13 protein-coding genes are annotated in these 19640 nt (G+C 39.4%); 3 read left to right on the top strand and 10 right to left on the bottom strand.

Translation table 11 applies throughout. The features are described from left to right. Positions 1 to 7: 7 nt before the first annotated feature. The 3 genes from PR808_RS19670 to metH all read right to left on the bottom strand — a co-directional run bounded on the left by PR808_RS19670 (position 8) and on the right by metH (position 5994). Positions 8 to 1477, bottom strand: a complete 1470-nt coding sequence (locus PR808_RS19670) for a tetratricopeptide repeat protein (protein ID WP_272539934.1) — start codon at positions 1475 to 1477, stop codon at positions 8 to 10. 175 nt (positions 1478 to 1652) lie between these two features. Further along, on the bottom strand, positions 1653 to 2243 hold the full coding sequence (locus PR808_RS19665) for a hypothetical protein (protein WP_206086218.1): 591 nt from the start codon (positions 2241 to 2243) through the stop codon (positions 1653 to 1655). Positions 2244 to 2310: 67 nt separating this feature from the next. Further along, positions 2311 to 5994 carry a methionine synthase gene (metH, locus tag PR808_RS19660; protein WP_206086217.1) on the bottom strand — a complete coding sequence of 1228 codons (3684 nt, stop codon included), beginning with the start codon at positions 5992 to 5994 and terminating at the stop codon, positions 2311 to 2313. Between the two features lie 206 nt (positions 5995 to 6200). Here metH and iclR point away from each other — a divergent pair, with 206 nt between their 5' ends. After that, positions 6201 to 7031, top strand: coding sequence for a glyoxylate bypass operon transcriptional repressor IclR (gene iclR, locus PR808_RS19655; RefSeq protein ID WP_225820635.1), 831 nt, complete (start codon positions 6201 to 6203; stop codon positions 7029 to 7031). An 83-nt stretch (positions 7032 to 7114) separates the two neighbouring features. Here the strand turns inward: iclR and PR808_RS19650 are convergent, their stop codons facing one another. The 3 genes from PR808_RS19650 to PR808_RS19640 all read right to left on the bottom strand — a co-directional run bounded on the left by PR808_RS19650 (position 7115) and on the right by PR808_RS19640 (position 10090). After that, a complete protein-coding gene (locus PR808_RS19650; RefSeq protein ID WP_206086215.1) occupies positions 7115 to 8008 on the bottom strand; it encodes an N-acetylmuramoyl-L-alanine amidase in 894 nt (297 codons plus the stop codon). A 573-nt stretch (positions 8009 to 8581) separates the two neighbouring features. Continuing rightward, complete coding sequence (locus PR808_RS19645; RefSeq protein ID WP_225820633.1) at positions 8582 to 8851, bottom strand: helix-turn-helix domain-containing protein; 270 nt, start codon at positions 8849 to 8851, stop codon at positions 8582 to 8584. A gap of 459 nt (positions 8852 to 9310) precedes the next feature. Then, positions 9311 to 10090: an N-acetylmuramoyl-L-alanine amidase-like domain-containing protein gene (locus tag PR808_RS19640; RefSeq protein ID WP_272539933.1), complete on the bottom strand. Its 780-nt coding sequence runs from the start codon at positions 10088 to 10090 to the stop codon at positions 9311 to 9313. 349 nt (positions 10091 to 10439) lie between these two features. Between PR808_RS19640 and edd the strand changes: the two genes are divergently transcribed. Both edd and PR808_RS19630 read left to right on the top strand, forming a co-directional pair. Then, a complete protein-coding gene (edd, locus tag PR808_RS19635) occupies positions 10440 to 12266 on the top strand; it encodes a phosphogluconate dehydratase (RefSeq protein WP_375084293.1) in 1827 nt (608 codons plus the stop codon). Positions 12267 to 12292: 26 nt separating this feature from the next. Further along, entirely contained in the window at positions 12293 to 12934 is a 642-nt protein-coding gene (locus tag PR808_RS19630) for a bifunctional 4-hydroxy-2-oxoglutarate aldolase/2-dehydro-3-deoxy-phosphogluconate aldolase (protein ID WP_206086211.1), read from the top strand. A 67-nt stretch (positions 12935 to 13001) separates the two neighbouring features. On the opposite strand, the gene aceK is transcribed toward PR808_RS19630, so the two are convergent. From aceK to metA, 4 genes are all read right to left on the bottom strand, one after another. Next, a complete protein-coding gene (gene aceK / locus PR808_RS19625; protein ID WP_272539932.1) occupies positions 13002 to 14741 on the bottom strand; it encodes a bifunctional isocitrate dehydrogenase kinase/phosphatase in 1740 nt (579 codons plus the stop codon). A 105-nt stretch (positions 14742 to 14846) separates the two neighbouring features. Next, a complete protein-coding gene (aceA, locus tag PR808_RS19620) occupies positions 14847 to 16154 on the bottom strand; it encodes an isocitrate lyase (protein ID WP_206086209.1) in 1308 nt (435 codons plus the stop codon). A gap of 56 nt (positions 16155 to 16210) precedes the next feature. Beyond that, complete coding sequence (gene aceB, locus PR808_RS19615) at positions 16211 to 17809, bottom strand: malate synthase A (protein ID WP_272539931.1); 1599 nt, start codon at positions 17807 to 17809, stop codon at positions 16211 to 16213. Positions 17810 to 18172: 363 nt separating this feature from the next. Next, complete coding sequence (gene metA, locus PR808_RS19610) at positions 18173 to 19102, bottom strand: homoserine O-acetyltransferase MetA (protein WP_272539930.1); 930 nt, start codon at positions 19100 to 19102, stop codon at positions 18173 to 18175. Positions 19103 to 19640: the final 538 nt, after the last annotated feature.

Here is a 19640-nt window from a genome sequence, read left to right as displayed (position 1 = left end):
TGGAAACTTAACGCTTTTTCAAGTTTTCCATCGATTGATTGATATTATCGGTATAGCGCAGCATCGAGGCCTTAACCTCTTTATTATTCTGCAAGAGCGATAAATTACGTTTTGCCGTTTCATTCCCTAACTCTGCTGCTCGCTCAAACCACATCACAGAACGAAAAATGTTTTTCTCTCCGCCTTCACCTCGGGCATACATCACCGCAAGGTTATTTTGCGCATCACTATTTTTCTTAAAAGCCACTTTTTCCAATAGTTGGCGTGCTTTCTGTGTATTTTGCGCAACACCCGTTCCCGTTAAATAGAAAATCGCTAATTGGTTTTTGGCTTCAAGGCTATCGTCTTCCGCCAGCTGCAGCCAATTAACGACATCCTTGATATTCACATCATTTACTTCACCAGCAACATACATCTTCGCTAATTTAATTTGCGCATCATCAGACTCATTCTTGGCTAACGCTTTGTATAGCTCAATGGCTTTTGCTGGGTTTTTCTCAATACCACCTAATCCTTTTTCATAAAATTCAGCCACTTTCATACCCGCATCCAGTGACTCATTTTGTGCAGCACGCTCGTACCAAACAAATGCTTCGGCTAAATCTTTCCCGACGCCATCTCCAGATTCATAGGCACTTGCAATAGCCAGTTGCGCATCAACGTTATTTTGCTGGGCGGCTCGTTTATACCAGTACATTGCTTGATAGCCATTTTTTTCGATGAGCAAATGGCCTTGTTGATAAAAGTCACCCATATTGTTTTGCGCAATCGCAGAGCCCATATTGGCCGCTTGGCGATAGAGATAAATAGCGGTTTCATCATTTTTTTCAACACCTTCACCATTTTCATACATCACGGCAAGGTTGTTAACGGCGGCGGCGATATTATTGACGGCACTTCGCTCATACCATTCACGAGCTTTTTGGTAATCCACATTCCCACCAAGACCATCATGGTAAAAAAGCCCCATAGCAAATTGTGCATTAGCATGTTCTTGCTCTGCAGCTTCCGAATACCACGCTTTGGCTTGCTTGAAATTTTGCGTAACACCTAAACCATGCTCATAAAAGTAGCCCAGCGCATATTGGCAATATGCATCCCCTTTTTCTGCACCACGCCGATACCAACGCTCAGCTTGTTTATATTTTTCCTGATTTTGCAATAACATACCGAGATAATAATCCCCATCAGTATTACCCAAATCAGACACTTTTTTAAACCAACGATAAGCTTCTTTATCATCAATGTTTAAAAAATCAGTTCCTTCCATATAGGCAAGCCCAATATCCACCATCGCATCAACATCCCCTGCTTTAGCCGATCTTAACTGAGCTTTAAAATCATCGGGAAGCACCACATCACGACTCTGCGCTGTCGTTTCTGCTGGTTTATTTTTTGTGGAAGGCGCTTCAGAAGTCGCCTGAGCAAGAGAAGTTATACCCAAACAAACTACTAAAAATAAATACCGTAATTTCATCACCACAACCTATTCATTGGCGTTATATTGCTAACATAACACTCCAATAAAAAATTCATAAGGGATTCAAGCTGAAAAAACACGATTAGAAAGGAATTTCGTCGAAAAGCTTAGGTGATGTTCATTCACGACTAAAATGACCACCACCTAAATCAAAGATTAAACCATCAGAAACTTAATTAACACGGTAACCACCATGTTTACTAGCAAATAAATTAAATTTGCCCCATTCAATCAGTAAATGCTCCAGTTTTTGATGGCTAATTTTGCATAACTCAGAAATTTGCGACACCACAAAGTGGTTTTCACTCACCAACTCGGGAGCGAATACCTCTGCTATCCATTCGCACTCTTTCGTCGTCACTAACCAACCATCATTAGTGGAAAACTTATGGACTGGGATCATGCCCTCTTTGCTACTTTCTTGCGATAGTAGCTTGTTTTCATCCACTTGTGCCTGATGAAATGCCGCAATCTCTTCTTGCGAAGGCAAGGGTTCTACCGCTAAACGTTCTTCCAAAAACAAATAAATTTCTTCTGCACGTGCGGGGGTTAACTCACTTTTTAACCAAATTTGGTTAAAACAGTGCTCATCAAGGGACTCATCTGTATCGAGCTTATCCATAATTTGTAAGATGCTCATCATGGCACTAACCGCATCTTCACTCATCAGAAAAGTGCCAGGTGCCGCACTGTTTTGGCTCTGATAAGGAAATGCCACAGATTGTGGCAGTTCATTTTCAATAATAAATTCATAGCTCATCATTGGACCCCTTTAATGTCTTTATCCATAAGATGGTGCCAAACACCTGAAAAATCAATACACTGTTTTATCAATCTTCAGGGTCATAGCCTAAGTTAGGGGCTAACCAGCGCTCCAGTTCCGTTACCGACATCCCTTTACGCTGTGAATAGTCCATTATTTGGTCTTTTTGCAACTGCGCCACCGCAAAGTATTTACTGTCTGGGTGACTAAAATACCAGCCCGATACCGCCGCCCCTGGCCACATTGCATAGGAGCTTGTCAATTTCATCCCCACTTGGTTTTCAACGTCTAATAACTGCCAAATTTTCTCTTTTTCTGTGTGCTCAGGGCAAGCAGGATACCCTGGTGCAGGACGAATACCTTGGTAATTTTCGCGGATTAGCTCTTCATTACTCAAATTTTCATCCGCCGCATAGCCCCAATATTGGGTACGCACCTGCTGATGTAAATATTCTGCAAATGCTTCCGCGAGCCTATCCGCCAGCGCTTTGACCATAATTTTATTATAGTCATCATGCTGTTTTTCGTATTCATCCGCCAGCGCATCCTCTTCAAGGCCACCTGTAACAGCAAATGCCCCAATATAATCTGCTTTACCGCTATCTTTTGGAGCCACAAAATCTGATAAGCAATAATTCGGAAAATCCGTTTTTAAGGTTTGCTGGCGTAGATTCAAACTCCGCGCTTGAACGTTAGCACGAGTTTCATCCGTATAAATTTCAACATCGTCACCAACACGGTTGGCAGGGAATAGGCCAAAAATACCTTTGGGAATCAGTAAATGCTCTTTTTCAAGTCTATCTAACATCTCATTGGCATCATTCAATAACTTACGAGCTTCAGACCCGACGACTTCGTCTTCTAAAATACGCGGGTATTTGCCTGCCAATGACCATGTCATAAAAAATGGCGTCCAGTCGATATACTCTCGCAAGGTCGCTATTGAGGCACTAACTTCTTGAACGCCTAGCGATTTTGGTACAGGAGGCTGATAAGCTTGCCAGTCAATATTCACGGCATTCGCTCGTGCGATATCCAGCGTAACGGGTGGGGTCTTCGGCCTTCTTCGCCCATGTTGTATACGCACAGTGTCATACTCACGACGCGTGCGCGCAACAAAATCCTCTTTTTGTGTTTCAGATAAGAGTGCAGCAACAACCCCAACAGTACGTGATGCATTCTGTACATAGGTAGTTGGCCCTGTATAATTTGGCTCAATTTTTACCGCAGTATGTGCTTTCGAGGTTGTTGCGCCACCAATCAATAATGGCAATGTAAAACCTTGCCTTTCCATCTCTTTTGCGACGTGCACCATTTCATCAAGAGATGGAGTGATCAAACCAGACAACCCAATAATATCGACATTTTGCTCACGCGCCGTTTTTAAAATTGTTTCACATGGTACCATTACACCTAAATCGATGATTTCATAGTTATTACACTGAAGTACTACCCCAACAATATTTTTGCCAATATCATGGACATCGCCTTTTACGGTGGCGAGTAATACCTTCCCTGCACTACTACCTGACTGCTTAAGCTCTTGAATGTACGGTTCTAAATAAGCCACTGCTTGTTTCATCACACGAGCCGATTTCACCACCTGAGGTAAGAACATTTTCCCTTCACCAAACAGGTCTCCGACCACGTTCATGCCGTTCATTAATGGCCCTTCAATAACTTCAATGGGGCTCGATGCACGCTGGCGCGTTTCTTCTGTATCTTGAATAATAAATTCGGTAATCCCTTTCACTAAAGCATATTCTAAGCGCTTTTCCACATCCCAACTGCGCCACTCCGCCTGTTGAACTTGCTGCTCAACCGAGCCTGAACCGCGATATTTTTCAGCCAGCTCCAACAAACGCTCCGTACTATCATCACGGCGGTTTAAAATCACATCTTCGACGGCATCTTTTAACTCCGTAGGCAGGTCGTCATAAATGGCTAATTGCCCCGCGTTGACGATCCCCATATCCATGCCATTACGGATCGCGTAATACAGGAACACCGCGTGGATCGCCTCTCGAACAGGATCATTTCCCCTAAATGAGAAAGAAACGTTGGAAACACCACCAGAAATCATCGCATGGGGAAGCTGTTCTTTGATATCCTTACAAACCTCAATAAAATCAACTGCATAATTATTATGTTCTTCGATACCTGTCGCGACAGCAAAAATATTAGGGTCAAAAATGATATCTTCAGGGGGAAATCCCACTTCTTCCGTCAAAATCTGGTAGGCACGGCGGCAAATTTCAATTTTCCGTTCACGTGTATCAGCCTGGCCTACCTCATCAAATGCCATGACGACAACAGCAGCACCGTATTTGCGCAATAATTTGGCGTGTTCAACAAAGGCCTCAACTCCCTCTTTCATTGAAATGGAATTCACAATACCTTTGCCTTGTATGCACTTAAGGCCTGCCTCGATAACGTCCCATTTCGAGGAGTCAATCATAATTGGCACTCGAGCAATATCGGGCTCTCCCGCGATCAAATTCAAAAAGCGCACCATAGCCGCATGGGAATCCAACATGCCCTCATCCATATTAATATCAATAATTTGGGCACCACTTTCCACCTGCTGGCGAGCCACATCTAAGGCTTCTTGGTAGTTTTCTTCTTTAATCAAACGCTTAAATTTTGCTGATCCTGTGACATTGGTTCTTTCCCCCACATTCACAAACAACGATTTTGCCCCAATGTTTAACGGTTCTAACCCTGAAAGGCGGCATTCAACAGGTAAACTGGGTAATTGACGGGGCGATATCCCCTTTACAGCTTCCGCCATTTTACGAATATGCAGCGGTGTTGTTCCACAGCACCCACCAACAATATTCAAGAAACCTGCTTTTGCCCATTCTTGGATCTGCTGCGCCATGTTTTGTGCATCAAGGTCATATTCACCAAAAGCATTTGGTAACCCCGCATTAGGGTGAGCACTCACATAACATTCAGCAATTCGTGACAATTCTGCAATATATTGACGCAACTCATCTGGCCCTAATGCACAATTCAGCCCAAATGATATCGGCTGCGCATGACGCAATGAGTTATAAAAAGCTTCTGTTGTTTGCCCTGAAAGTGTTCTGCCTGAAGCGTCAGTTATTGTTCCTGAAATCATGATAGGCAATGACACGCCCAACGCTTCAAGCTCAGTTTCTACTGCAAAAATAGCTGCTTTGGCGTTCAACGTATCAAAAATAGTTTCGATCATGATCAGATCAACGCCACCTTTTACAAGTGATCGAGTTGATTCTCTATATGCCTCAACTAATTGATCAAAGGTGATATTACGAAAAGCAGGGTCGTTCACATCTGGAGAAATCGATGCAGTTCGGTTGGTTGGCCCTAATACCCCAGCAACATAACGTGGCTTTTCAGGGGTTTTCCGTGTCCACTCATCTGCACATTCACGAGCAATACGTGCAGCGACTTCATTAATTTCTGCGGAAATTGCTTCCATTTTATAATCCGCCATCGCAATAGATGTGGAGTTAAATGTATTGGTTTCAACAATATCTGCGCCCGCTTCAAAATATTGACTATGAATTTCTCGAATGATCTCAGGCTGAGTGAGGACTAACAGGTCATTGTTGCCTTTTAAATCACTTGGCCAATCCGCAAAACGCTCACCACGAAATTGTTCTTCTGTTAGTTTGTGCTGCTGGATCATTGTCCCCATCGCACCATCTAATACCAATATACGTTTTTTTAATTCTTGTTCTAATTGATTCACTTTTTCGGACACTGCACTGCCCTCCTGATCGGAAACACTGAGAAATAAGTCAAATTTTTACACTTAACATCCTACCATAACTTTTGTGTTTGAAATTCACTGTTATGATGAGAGTTTCTCAGGTTATGTGACGATCACTTCCTCACTGATCCGATGAGTATTTTCAGCTTAGTTAGTTCATAATAGAATCAAATTTCATTACAGTCAGGAGAGGCTTAATGGCAACGGCACCAATTACAAAAAAACTTAAAAAAGCAAAAGGGCCAGCAAGTGGTGCAACCGCAGCAGGGCAAGTTCAATCATTAAGCCGTGGACTCACACTGTTGGAATATATTTCTGAATCTACTGGGGGCATTGCTTTAACTGATCTCGCATTACAAGCGGGCTTACCAAACTCAACAACACACCGGCTATTAATGACCTTAGAACAGCACGGCTTTGTACGCCAAACGGGTGACTTAGGTTTGTGGGTTATCGCCTCCAACGCCTTTATTATTGGTAGTAGTTTCTTAGAAAGTCGGAATTTGTTAGCGTTAGTTCACCCTATTTTACGTCGTTTAATGGATGAATCTGGTGAAACCGTCAATTTAGCGATTCTTGACCATACTGAGTACGATGCCGTTATTGTCGACCAAGTACAATGTACTGCATTAATGCGCATGTCTGCGCCAATTGGTGGCAAACTCCCTTTACATGCATCTGGTGCAGGTAAAGCGTTTATCGCTAATTTACCTGAAGATAAGCTCATTCCACTTTTAAGCCGTAAAGGGTTACATGCTTATACCCCCTTTACCTTAACCAACCCTTCTGCATTAAAAGAAAATTTACAGCAAGCCAAGAAACAAGGGTTTTCTTATGATGATGAAGAGCATGCTTTAGGCTTAAGATGCATTGGTGCCTGTATTTATGATGAACACAAAGAGGCTTTTGCTGCGATATCTATCTCTGGGCCGTTATCTCGAATCACAGATGACCGCATTACAGAGTTAGGTGCGATGGTCATCAAAGCGGCAAAAGAAATTAGCCGCGAGTATGGGGCAAATCGCTAGTTTCAGCATCTCAGAAACATAAAATGCGGGGAAACCCGCACTTTTATTGGTAACACACTGTAAAACCAAGGGTGTTTAAAAAACTAATCCCCTTGCTGTGTAGTAGGGACATGTTCTAGCTGCCTCGTTCTCTCAAAGGCTTTAAATTTTGATATATCGCGATATTTTTCAATCAATGCAAGGGCGATAGCTTCTGTCTCTGCATCCGCTAACCCCTCAATATCCCGCGGTCTGAAGTGTAATTGAAATGCACGTAAGGTTTTTTTCGTTTGTACATCCAACTGACCTGATAACGGAATACCTGAATACCCGTAAAACTTCAGCGCTTTCTGGAGACGAAGTATATTAGCAGGCTCATTCACATTTCGTTCTGCAAGGTACTTACTCACTGTTTTAGGATCAGGCCAAGCCCCGATACCTTGTTGTGAAAGGCGTTGCCATGGAAAGGCTCTACCAGGGTCTTGCTTACGTAACGGTGCAATATCACTATGACCAATGATATTCTCGGGAGGAATGTTATACCTCTGCATAATATCTTTTAATAACGGAATTAAGGCTGTAACCTGTGACTCATTAAAAGGAGGCCAGCTTTTGTCCCCTTTTTTATCTCCCTGAAAGCCAGCATTCACAATTTCAATCCCTATTGAAGAATCATTCAGGCTGGTATGGTAAAGCCACCGGCTATCACCTGCATGCCAAGCCTTTAACTCTTCAGGAACGAGTTGCAATACAATAGGTTTACCCTCTTTAGTATCTGGATGACTTGGAATTAGATAGTGAGAACTGACCTTACCTTTCGTCAATATTTTAATAGAATGATTATCATCAGACACCGTATAGTGCAAAATAACATACTGGATGCGTTCACTGGTATTTTGAGAAGGGTAGCGTTTATCGACGTAATAACCATTATTTGACGTGGGAGCTGTACACCCAACAAGTAAGAAAATGAAAAATATCCCTATATATTTCAACATCAAACTTTAACCTTATCCTACCTGTAGTGTGTTGCATATTTAAACACAAGGTTATCGATAACACTATAGAAACCGTACAGCTTTTCTATAGTAGAACTTAATAGAAAAATTGTAGGTAGAATAAATTAGCATAGGTGCATTTTTTTAAAGCTTACCTACCCTCTTCTATCTCTTATAGAAAAAATAAGTAAGCTTGTTTTTCATACTACAATACATTTTTTATGTTCAGAATGAAACAAAAAAACTTTCATCAATCACCATTTTTTACTAATAGGCGCTTGTTGTTACCCACTTAAAAAATGAAATAAAAATACAAAAAATTATTAAGAAGATATTAATCGCTTTAATTTGAAAAAATATTAATTCAATTAATTACAGTTGTGCAAAATAGACTTGAATATTTTTCACTCTTAAGAATTTATCATCATAACGATACTTATAACAGTAAGTACAATCCATTAATTTATTTTTATTAGGCAACGTAATAAATGAGAAATCAGTTCCTTGTAGGTAGAATCACTTTTTAATACAGCAAATTAACCATGAAATTTATTGAAATATCATAAAAAATTTTTAACTTGGTATTAGCTCATTTTTTTCATACTCAACCTGCTTTATGATCAATTTAGTAATTTCATTAATATCGATATCTAGAAAAATGACTATTTCAATTAATTTATCTAAACTTAATTTGTTAATTCCTAACTCATAACGAGATACTTGTTGCTGGCTTAACTGAATAACTGAACCTAGCTCATTCCCAGATAACCCCTTGCTCACTCTAGCTTTTCGTAAATGATTTCCCAATAATGCATAAATATTTTTCTTGTTAACGATATGCATAACCATCTCCTAAATAAGAAAATAAAATTTAGCTAGTATTAATCATTATAAAATTAATCGAATACATTTAAAATAGTTATGAACAATCAAAATAACAGAAATTGATAGGTAAACCTGTTTTTTATATACAAAAAAAAGAGACTTTCGTATTATTTATAAAGCAATCTATTGCTTTATAAAAGCTTTTTTTAAATTTAATGCATTTAAAATATATTGTGATACTTTATTGATCAAATCGATAATTTAATATCCTTTTACACTTTTAATGTTACTGGTAATAATTAGTAACTAATAAAAATACATACCAATTCATATTCTTAATTTAATTTCATTTTTTAAAAAAAGTGAAACTAACTGTTTAATTGGCTACCTAAATGAAACTCCCTTTTATTTATGACAAATAATCAGCAAAAATGATTAAATAGCTATTATTTTAATCCTTATGATTTGATAATTAATCTATTTTGCCCTAAAAATAATAATGCCCTGTTTTCCTGCTAAATAATGCTTTAACTCGGTATCACTGACTTTTAAGTTTCCTTTTAGTGACGATGCATTTCTAAATAAAGTATTATCTCCTTGTTTAATAATGATACCGACATGTGAGACATCCAACCCACTGTTTTCAGAATAAATACCAATATAATCCCCTGTTTTTAAATGGTTAATGACATTATTATCAACAAATCTCACTGGTATATAGTGGATTAGCCTGTCTTTTACAGACACCCCTGCAATAAAAAAACTACCCTGGTTATTCAAATTAAGTCTTTTATTTACCATTACCGCATGTGGACTGATTTGTTGAGTAATATCCCAAGCGATTGGGTTAGGTTCTTGTGCCCAATCCGAAAAAAAATGACGCCGATTAGTAAAGCTAATATTCTGATCAACATAACGAATATCTGTTAAGTTTGTTATAAATTGCTCATAACTTTCAGAGCGTTTGAATGCCTCTGTATATTCAATAAACGTCATACAATCCATCGCTTTTAAGTTCACAACGAGTGTTTCTATGGTGGCCCGAGATTGATTTAACGTATATTTATTATACGGTGTGCCTATTAAAGACTGAGTAATCATTTCAACTTTTTCTGCTTGCTGATGATGTTGACTTAATTCACGTTGCTGGCTGAGTATATTCATCAAAACCGTATACGACCCTGCGGATAGCGCTACTTGTGCATTCACAATGGATGCATATAACCACACTACAACAATAACAACGTGTTTTAGCATTCGAAGACTCTTGTATTTTTATCCGCTACATTTAACTCAATCATCGTATAAATAGCATCAATCAGCCATTAACACCTTTATTTTTATCACTATAGCATGCGATTTGCTCTTTTTCTGCACAGAACTGTTGATTGGCTAATTTTGATTAAAGTCACAGTTAGTGTTTAATTTTCACTTTGATGATTGCTATTTAAACTTTTTAGCTAAACAATGTTACCGGTAACAATGTTTGATTTTGAAAAAATAACGGCTGCTGAATGAACAAGACACAATCTAAAACCAAGTAGAAATCATTATTTTTTATCCGCCTTATGGAGCAATTATCATGAGCAAAAGTATCTCTGAAACCATGACATTAACCACTATCCATGATGAACTGGCACATATCACTCAACGCATTATTTGTCGTTCAGCACAAACACGTGCCGCTTATCTGAGCAAAATTGAACAGGCTCGTACCACAACTGTTCATCGCGCTTCGTTAGCTTGTGGTAACCTCGCTCACGGTTTTGCTGCCTGTCAGACAGAAGAAAAACAAATACTCAAAAGTATGACTCGGGCGGATATTGCCATTATTAATTCTTATAACGACATGTTGTCTGCGCATCGTCCATACGATCACTACCCAGAACAATTAAAAAAAGCATTACTTAATGCAGGCTCTATCGGACAAGTCGCAGCTGGCGTTCCTGCCATGTGTGATGGCGTGACTCAAGGACAAGATGGTATGGAACTATCTATGCTCAGTCGTGATGTCATCGCAATGTCAACAGCAATTGGCTTATCTCACAATATGTTTGATGGTGCACTATATTTAGGCATTTGTGACAAAATTGTGCCTGGTTTAATGCTTGGTGCTTTATCATTTGGCCACCTTCCCGCGATTTTTGTTCCCGCAGGTCCCATGTCTACAGGATTACCCAACAAAGAGAAAGTGCGTATTCGCCAGCTATATGTTGAAGGGAAAGTTGGCCGAAGCGAATTATTAGAAGCCGAAGCCGCATCCTATCATGGTATTGGAACTTGTACTTTTTATGGAACAGCTAACTCAAACCAAATGGTTATGGAAGTCATGGGCTTACATTTACCAGGCGCATCTTTTGTTCCTCCCGAAACGCCCCTACGTGATGCATTAACAAACGCAGCTGCACAACAAATCACTCGTTTAACTGAACAATCAGGCCAATATTTACCTATCGGGCATTTAGTTGATGAAAAAGTGATCGTCAATGGTATTGTTGCCCTACTTGCAACGGGAGGTTCAACCAACCTCACCATGCACCTCGTTGCCATTGCCCGTGCCGCAGGTATTATCATTAATTGGGATGATTTCTCTGATCTCTCTGAGATTGTCCCGCTGATTTGCCGTATTTATCCAAATGGGCAGGCGGATATCAATCAGTTTCAAGCAGCAGGGGGGGTTGCATTATTAATTCATCAATTACTACAAAAAGGGCTATTACATGAAAATGTTAACACGGTTGCAGGTTTTGGCCTTTCCCGTTATACACAAGAACCTTGGCTAAATAACGGTCATTTAGAATGGCGTGATGGCCCTAAAGATTCATATAATCCCGAAGTCATTGCACAAATTGATAAGCCTTTTTCCCATCATGGTGGAACAAAATTACTTTCTGGTAATTTAGGCCGTGCAATGATGAAAACATCTGCGGTTCCTGAAGAAAATCAGATTATTGAGGCTCCTGCGGTTGTCTTTAATAATCAAAATGATATTGCCGCCCAATTTGAGTCAGGAGCTTTAAATCGGGATTGTATCATCGTCGTTCGTTTTCAAGGCCCATCCGCTAATGGCATGCCAGAGCTTCATAAATTAATGCCACCTCTTGGTGTGCTAATGGATAGGGGCTATAAAGTTGCCCTAGTGACTGACGGACGACTTTCAGGCGCATCAGGTAAAGTACCATCTGCCATTCATGTGACACCAGAAGCATACACTGGTGGGCTCCTATCAAAAGTCAAAGATGGAGATATGATCAGAGTGAATGCGCTAACTGGTGAACTACAACTCCTTATTGATGAGCAAGAAATCGCGAAACGTCCCGTATGTAAACATGGCTTGAGTGATAAGCATATGGGTTGCGGCAGAGAGCTTTTCGGTGCATTAAGACGCAATTTATCTGATGCCGAAAAAGGCGCCTGCAGTATTGATTTTTAATCTATTTTTACTAATAGGAATAAAATATGAATAATTGGAAAACGTCAGCAGAGGCTATTCTTAAACAAGGTCCTGTCGTCCCCGTCATTGTTATCAAAAAACTAGAACAAGCCGTACCTCTCGCAAAAGCCCTTATTGATGGTGGTATCAACGTGTTAGAGGTGACTCTAAGAACTGAGTGTGCCATTGATGCAATTCGTTTAATTGCTCAAGAAGTACCAGAGGCCATTGTCGGAGCTGGTACTGTCATTAATGCAAAACAACTCATGGAAGTTTCCCAAGCAGGTGCTCAATTTGCTATCAGCCCAGGTTTAACCGAAGAACTATTAGCCGCCGCAGTTCAAGGAAATATCCCCTTAATTCCAGGTATTTCTACCGTTTCAGAGCTGATGCTTGGTATGAATTATGGTTTAAAAGAATTCAAATTTTTCCCCGCTGAAGCGAATGGTGGCGTTAAAGCACTCAAAGCCATTACAGGCCCATTTTCGCAAGTAAAATTCTGCCCAACTGGTGGAATATCATTAACTAACTATCGTGACTATCTAGCTCTAGATAACGTGCTTTGTATTGGAGGGTCATGGTTAGTCCCTGAAGATGCATTGAACTCTGGGAACTATGAAAAAATCACACAGTTAGCTCAAGATGCAATTCAAGGTATACAAGCCTAAATTTATCAACGACTCGGCTATCACCGAGTCTCTATCTAACTCGCCTTACAAGGGATAATACGACCACTCAACAAGGTAGTAATTCGTTAAATTGATAGCAAAAACGTAATTCTTCACGGTATGCATAAACATCCTCTACATGACCATTTAAAATGCGTTTTTGTCGTGTTTGCCAATAATCCGCTGAAAACAAATCGGCATGATGTTGCTGTAAATAATCACGAATTTGCCTATTTTGGCAAATAAATGAAGCAAACTCCTCTGGGAAAACATCATGCTCGCCGATGCTATACCACGGCTCCCCAGATAATTCCTGCTCAGGGTACTGTGCTTCGGGTATATGACGAAAATTGACCTCCGTCATATAACAAATTTCGTCATAATCATAAAACACAACTCTCCCATGCCGTGTGACACCAAAATTTTTAAAAAGCATATCCCCTGGGAAAATATTTGCAGCGGCCAACTGTTTAATTGCCCAGGCGTACTCATTCAATGCATTATTTAGCTGCTCACCATTTGCGTTATCCATGTAAATATTCAGCGGCACCATCTTTCTTTCCATATATAAATGACGAATTAATATCTTGTCCCCCAGATCTTCAATCTGTGATGGTGCTTCATTTAACAGTTCTCTCATTAATTCGTGGCTAATCGCACTTTTATTTATCACAAAATTTTCAAATTCTTGGGTATCCGCCATTCGCCCGACTCGATCATGTTCTTTGACGATCCGATAACACTCTTGCACCCTTTCTTTTGTCACATTTTTTTGCGGTGCAAATGTATCTTTAATAATTTTAAATACCCGATCAAAAGCAGGTGCAGTGAACACCAACATCACCATCCCTTTAACCCCTGGCGCAATGGTAAATTGCTCTCTAGAAAAGTTAATGTACGCTAAATACTCTCGATAATATTCTGTTTTCCCATGTTTTTGGCACCCAATCGCCATATAAAGCTCAGCAATCGACTTACTTGGCAGGATTTCCCTTAACCAAAACACCAGTGCTACAGGAAAAGGGGCATATACCATAAAATAAGAACGAGCAAAACCAAATACGATACTCACCTCATCAAATGTGACTAAACAAGTATCAATATATATTTTGCCATGTTCATCTTGATGAATTGGTAATAAAAATGGATACACTTTATCGTTAATATAAATTTTGCCTACCAACCAAGCTGCTTTATTGCGGTAAAACAGCTCATTTGCAATATGCAGGCTACATTTTTGCAAATTAGCATTCAAAAACTGATGTTCAAGAGATTTTATAATACATTGAATATCAAAACTTAAATTTCTCCAAGGTAACCTTAATGGCAACCCACTCAAAATTGAAAACAGCAAAGAAGCTAAATTATCATCCGCATGGTATTCCCTCGCGAGAGGCCGCGGAGAAGAAGAAAAGCGCCTCGCTGGCTGCGAGGTAAAGATAAATAAGTTATCCTGGGTCAGTTCTCTATGCTGAAATAATCGGCAGTATACTGAGTTAAAAAAACTTTCTGCAATTTCAAAGCGTGGATAATCAGGTAACAATGTTTTATAAACATTTTTGATTAACGCCAATTTATCAGGTGTTAATGATTGTACTAACCCCATAAATTGTAACTGAGCAACAACTAATCCAACATGATGATCATATAGTTGAATACGTTGTTTCATCGCAGATTGCACAGCATGCCAGTCTGCCCGCTCAAACCGTTCTTGAGCCCCCGATGTTATTTCAAGGAAGCGCCCATATTGCGCATCAAATCCCTGCAAGATTGTTTGGGCGATGATCTGCTCAGTTGTCAGGATCATATTGACCCCCCATTTATTTCTTTAAAGAAAAAACAGGCACTTAACGTGCCTGAAAGTTAACCGATACATCAAATAAACAGAAACACCGAATAAAGAAAATACTGACTAGAATTGCTCTTCTTCTGTTGACCCCGTTAAAGCCGTCACTGAAGAAGTTCCACCTTGAATAACAGTTGTCACCTTATCAAAATAGCCTGTGCCCACTTCTTGTTGGTGTGAAGAGAAGGTATACCCCTTATTCATTGCCGCAAATTCACATTCCTGAACTTTTTCTACATAATGGCGCATTCCTTCTCCTTGGGCATAAGAATGTGCAAGGTCAAACATGTTAAACCACATACTGTGGATACCTGCTAATGTAATAAACTGGAAGCGATAACCCATAGCTGCGAGTTCATCTTGGAAGCGGGCAATCGTGGCATCATCTAAGTTCTTCTTCCAGTTAAACGATGGAGAGCAATTATAAGCCAGTAGCTTTCCAGGGTATTTCGCATGAATAGCATTCGCAAATTGCCTTGCAGCTTCTAAGTCAGGTTTTGATGTTTCACACCAAACAAGGTCAGCATATGGTGCATAAGCTAAGCCACGACTGATCGCTTGCTCAATACCCGCATTAGTACGGAAAAAGCCTTCTGATGTACGTTCTCCCGTCACAAAACCTGCATCATACTCATCACAATCGGAAGTCAAAAGGTCAGCAGCATCCGCATCTGTACGAGCAATTAAAATAGTTGGAACACCAGACACATCCGCAGCTAGCCTTGCAGCAACCAATTTTTGGATAGCTTCTTGGGTCGGCACTAAAACTTTACCCCCCATATGACCACACTTTTTCACTGCCGCAAGTTGGTCTTCAAAATGTACAGCCGCCGCACCCGCTTCTATCATATTCTTCATTAATTCAAAGGCGTTTAGTACTCCACCAAAACCCGCTTCGGCATCCGCAACAATAGGCAAAAAGAAATCAATATATTCTTTGTTATCTGGCCCAATCCCATTAGCCCATTGAATTTGGTCAGCTCGACGAAAAGTATTATTAATCTTCTGCACAACTGAAGGTACAGAATCAACAGGGTAAAGTGACTGATCTGGATACATACTCGAAGCAGTATTTGCATCAGCAGCGACTTGCCAACCTGACAAATAAATCGCTTCAATGCCTGCTTTTGCTTGTTGCAAAGCTTGCCCGCCCGTTAATGCACCAAGTGCATTAACATAGCCTTTTTTAGATTTCCCGTGCAGCTGTTCCCAAAAACGTTCAGCGCCTTTACGTGCTAATGTATATTCCAAATTAACTGAACCACGTAACTTAATAACGTCTTCAGCCGAATACGGGCGTGTAATACCTTTCCAACGTGGTTTTTTCCATTCATTTTCTAATTGGGCAATTTGCTCTAAGCGCGATGTCGTCATGATCCACTTCCTTTATAAAAATATGTAGGGTTTATCGAATGTTATATTTGCAATTATTAGTCTAATAATTGGTATCCAGGGATAGTCAGAAACTCAATGAGCTCGTCTTGCGTTGTAATGCGCCTCATTAAATCTGCCGCCTCTCTGAAACGCCCACTTTGAAAGCGCTTATCTCCCAGCTCTTTTTGGATAACCTGAAGCTCTTCATCTAACATCTCTTCGAAAAGAACCTTGGTTACCTTTTCACCATTTGACAAGGATTTACCATGCCTTATCCATTGCCAAATAGAGGTTCTTGAAATTTCAGCTGTTGCCGCATCCTCCATTAGTCCATAAATAGGGACACAGCCATTACCCGATATCCAAGCTTCGATATACTGCACTGCAACGCGGATATTCGCTCTCATTCCAGCATCAGTTCTTTCACCAGAACAAGGTGTTAAAAGCTGCTCAGCGGTGATTTCTGGGTCAGAATCACGAGACACATCAAGTTGGTTAGCCCGCTCACCAAGTGTCTTATCAAAAACCGCCATGACAACATCAGCTAAACCTGGATGCGCTACCCAGGAGCCATCATGGCCATTTATTGCTTCTAATTCTTTATCAGCTCTTACCTTGGCTAGAATCGTCTGGTTTTCTTCTTCATCTTTACTCGGAATAAATGCAGACATCCCCCCCATGGCAAACGCCCCGCGACGATGGCACGTCTTAATTAACAAACGAGAATATGCACTTAAAAAGTCTTGGGTCATTGTGACGACTTGCCGGTCGGGCAACACCCTATCAGAGTGCTCTTTTAATGTTTTGATATAACTGAAAATATAATCCCAGCGTCCACAATTTAATCCAACAATATGGTGGCGCATGTGATAAAGGATCTCATCCATTTGAAATACGGCAGGTAATGTTTCAATCAAAACCGTTGCTTTAATTGTTCCTCGAGGTAATCCTGCAAAGTCTTCGGCAGCACTAAAAACATCACTCCACCATTTCGCTTCCTGCCAAGATTCTAGCTTTGGAATGTAAAAATAAGGACCACTGCCTTTTTTTAACAATGCTTGATAGTTATTGAAAAAATACAGTGCAAAATCAAATAACCCGCCAGGAATTGGCGTGTCACCAAATAACACATGCTTTTCATCGAGGTGCAAACCTCTGACGCGGGCAATTAATACAGCAGGATCTGATTTAAGCTGATAAACCTTACCATTCTCATTGGTATAGGAAATATCACCGTTAATAGCATCACTTAAGTTGATCTGCCCATCAATTAACTTTTCCCAAGAAGGCGAAAGAGAATCTTCAAAATCTGCCATAAAAACTTTAACGTTAGCGTTCAAGGCATTAATAACCATTTTGCGTTCCACAGGGCCTGTAATTTCAACACGACGATCACGTAAGTCTTCTGGAATATTTTGTATTTTCCAATTTTCATTTTTTATGGAATTCGATTCCGAAATAAAACCTGGCAATTCACCTGCATCAATTTTTGCCTGTCTTTCCAGCCTTTCTTTCAGTAATTTATTTCTGCGAGGTAAAAAAACCTCAACTAAATGAACAAGAAATTCAATAGAATCATTATGTAATACTCGATTATCTCGATCAGCTATTCCTTTAGTAAATATTAAATCTGATGCTAATAATTGGTGTTCCATTGAGCAACCCTCATTCATATTTGTTTATGAATTAAGCTTAATCTCAAAAACAAAATAAATCAAAAACGATTTCCATTTTAATGAAAAACACTAATAACTAAATGATAAATATGAGTTTTTTTATAAATTTTTTTAGGTTTTTATTTTCGTTATTAAAATAATATATGTTAACTATCTGTTAAATAAAGTAATTATCAAACGATTTATAATTAGAATAGTTTGTCCGAAAAACAAAAAAGCAGCTACAAAGTAGCTGCTTTTATACTGTAAATGATCTTTTAACTGGAATTTAACCCCATAAAAATTAATAAAGTCCCACATTCCTAATGATTATTAAAAAACCAGCAAAATAATGATTCTTTTTTAGTCTAAAGTCGGCTCCATGTGACTAAGATCGAAAGGTGTGATCTGGTACACATAATAATTCAACCAATTAGAAAAAAGTAAGTGCCCATGACTCCGCCAACTGATCAATGGCGGGTTGTTTGGATCATTATTTTTAAAATAATTACATGGGATCTCTGGAGATATCCCCGCATCAAAGTCACGCCAATACTCCTGAGCAAGCGTATCTTTATCGTATTCAGGGTGCCCTGTAACAAAAGCAAGGCGTTTATCTTTAGACGCAAATAAGTAAGCTCCAGCTTCTTCAGAACTCGCTAGTATTTCCAAGTCCGTATACTCTCGAATAAGCTCCTCAGGAAAATCAGCATACCGTGAGTGAGGCGCATAAAATGAGGCGTCAAATCCCCGAGTTAGTAATGCATGTGGCTCTAATGTATCATGTTGATAAACACCCGAAAGTTTTTCTGTACGTGTCCATTTTGGCAAATCATAAAGCACTTTTAATGCTGCTTGTACCGCCCAGCAAACAAAAAGTGTTGAAGTCACATGATCTTTAGCCCATGTAATCACTTTTTCAATTTGGCTCCAATAACACACATCATCAAATTCCACTAAACCTAAAGGAGCTCCAGTGACAATTAAGCCATCAAAATTTTGGCCTTTAATATCCTCAAAATCACAATAAAAATTATTCAAATGCTCTATCGGTGTATTTTTTGACTCTCTTTGGTCAATTCTCAATAGTTGAATATCAACCTGTAAAGGTGTATTCGACAATAGCCTTAGGAACTGGTTTTCAGTTTCTATTTTTTTGGGCATTAAGTTTAATATTAATACTTTCAAGGGACGGATCTCCTGAAGGCTAGCCCTTGTCGTTGTCATGACAAAAACATTTTCTTCGCGCAAGAAATTCACAGCAGGTAACTCGTCTGGTAAACGAATCGGCATCGTTCATCCCCTTTTTACACTTTTATACGTTTAGACTTCTAGAATGCTAAATAATCTAACTAATGTTAAGCACCTTGTCGAGTATTTCAAGGGTGATTGAAATAATTTCATGCCAAGTAACTTGTCTTGATTTCTTTTCAAATATAGCAGAGACGCAACTAGCTGATTTTATATATTTTTTATCTACTCATGATAATTTATAGATACTGATTTAACTTATACACTTTTGATATTAATTAGAGCTAATCTAATCTTCTTCTTCCCTTAACTAAAAGAGTCTACCAATTCAAATTAATTAATAAAAAATAATAAAATCAATTCATTAACTAGAAAAATCAAAATATTGTCATCTACTTCACCATAATCTAATAAGAAGTAAAAAACACAGTAATGTTAGTTACTGAGAAGGATTATTGATAAGCTTACAAAGATTTCTCCGCTTTAATCACAAGTCATAACGACGTAAACACAGAATACGGATCACACAACGATGAGTTGCTGAGGGGATTATTAATAAGCTTAGAAGAATTTCTCCACT

It is taken from the genome of Providencia sp. PROV197, assembly GCF_028479625.1.
GTDB lineage: Bacteria > Pseudomonadota > Gammaproteobacteria > Enterobacterales > Enterobacteriaceae > Providencia > Providencia vermicola.
Note: the sequence above shows the minus strand (reverse complement) of the source record. Positions and strands in the feature narration are given on the sequence as shown.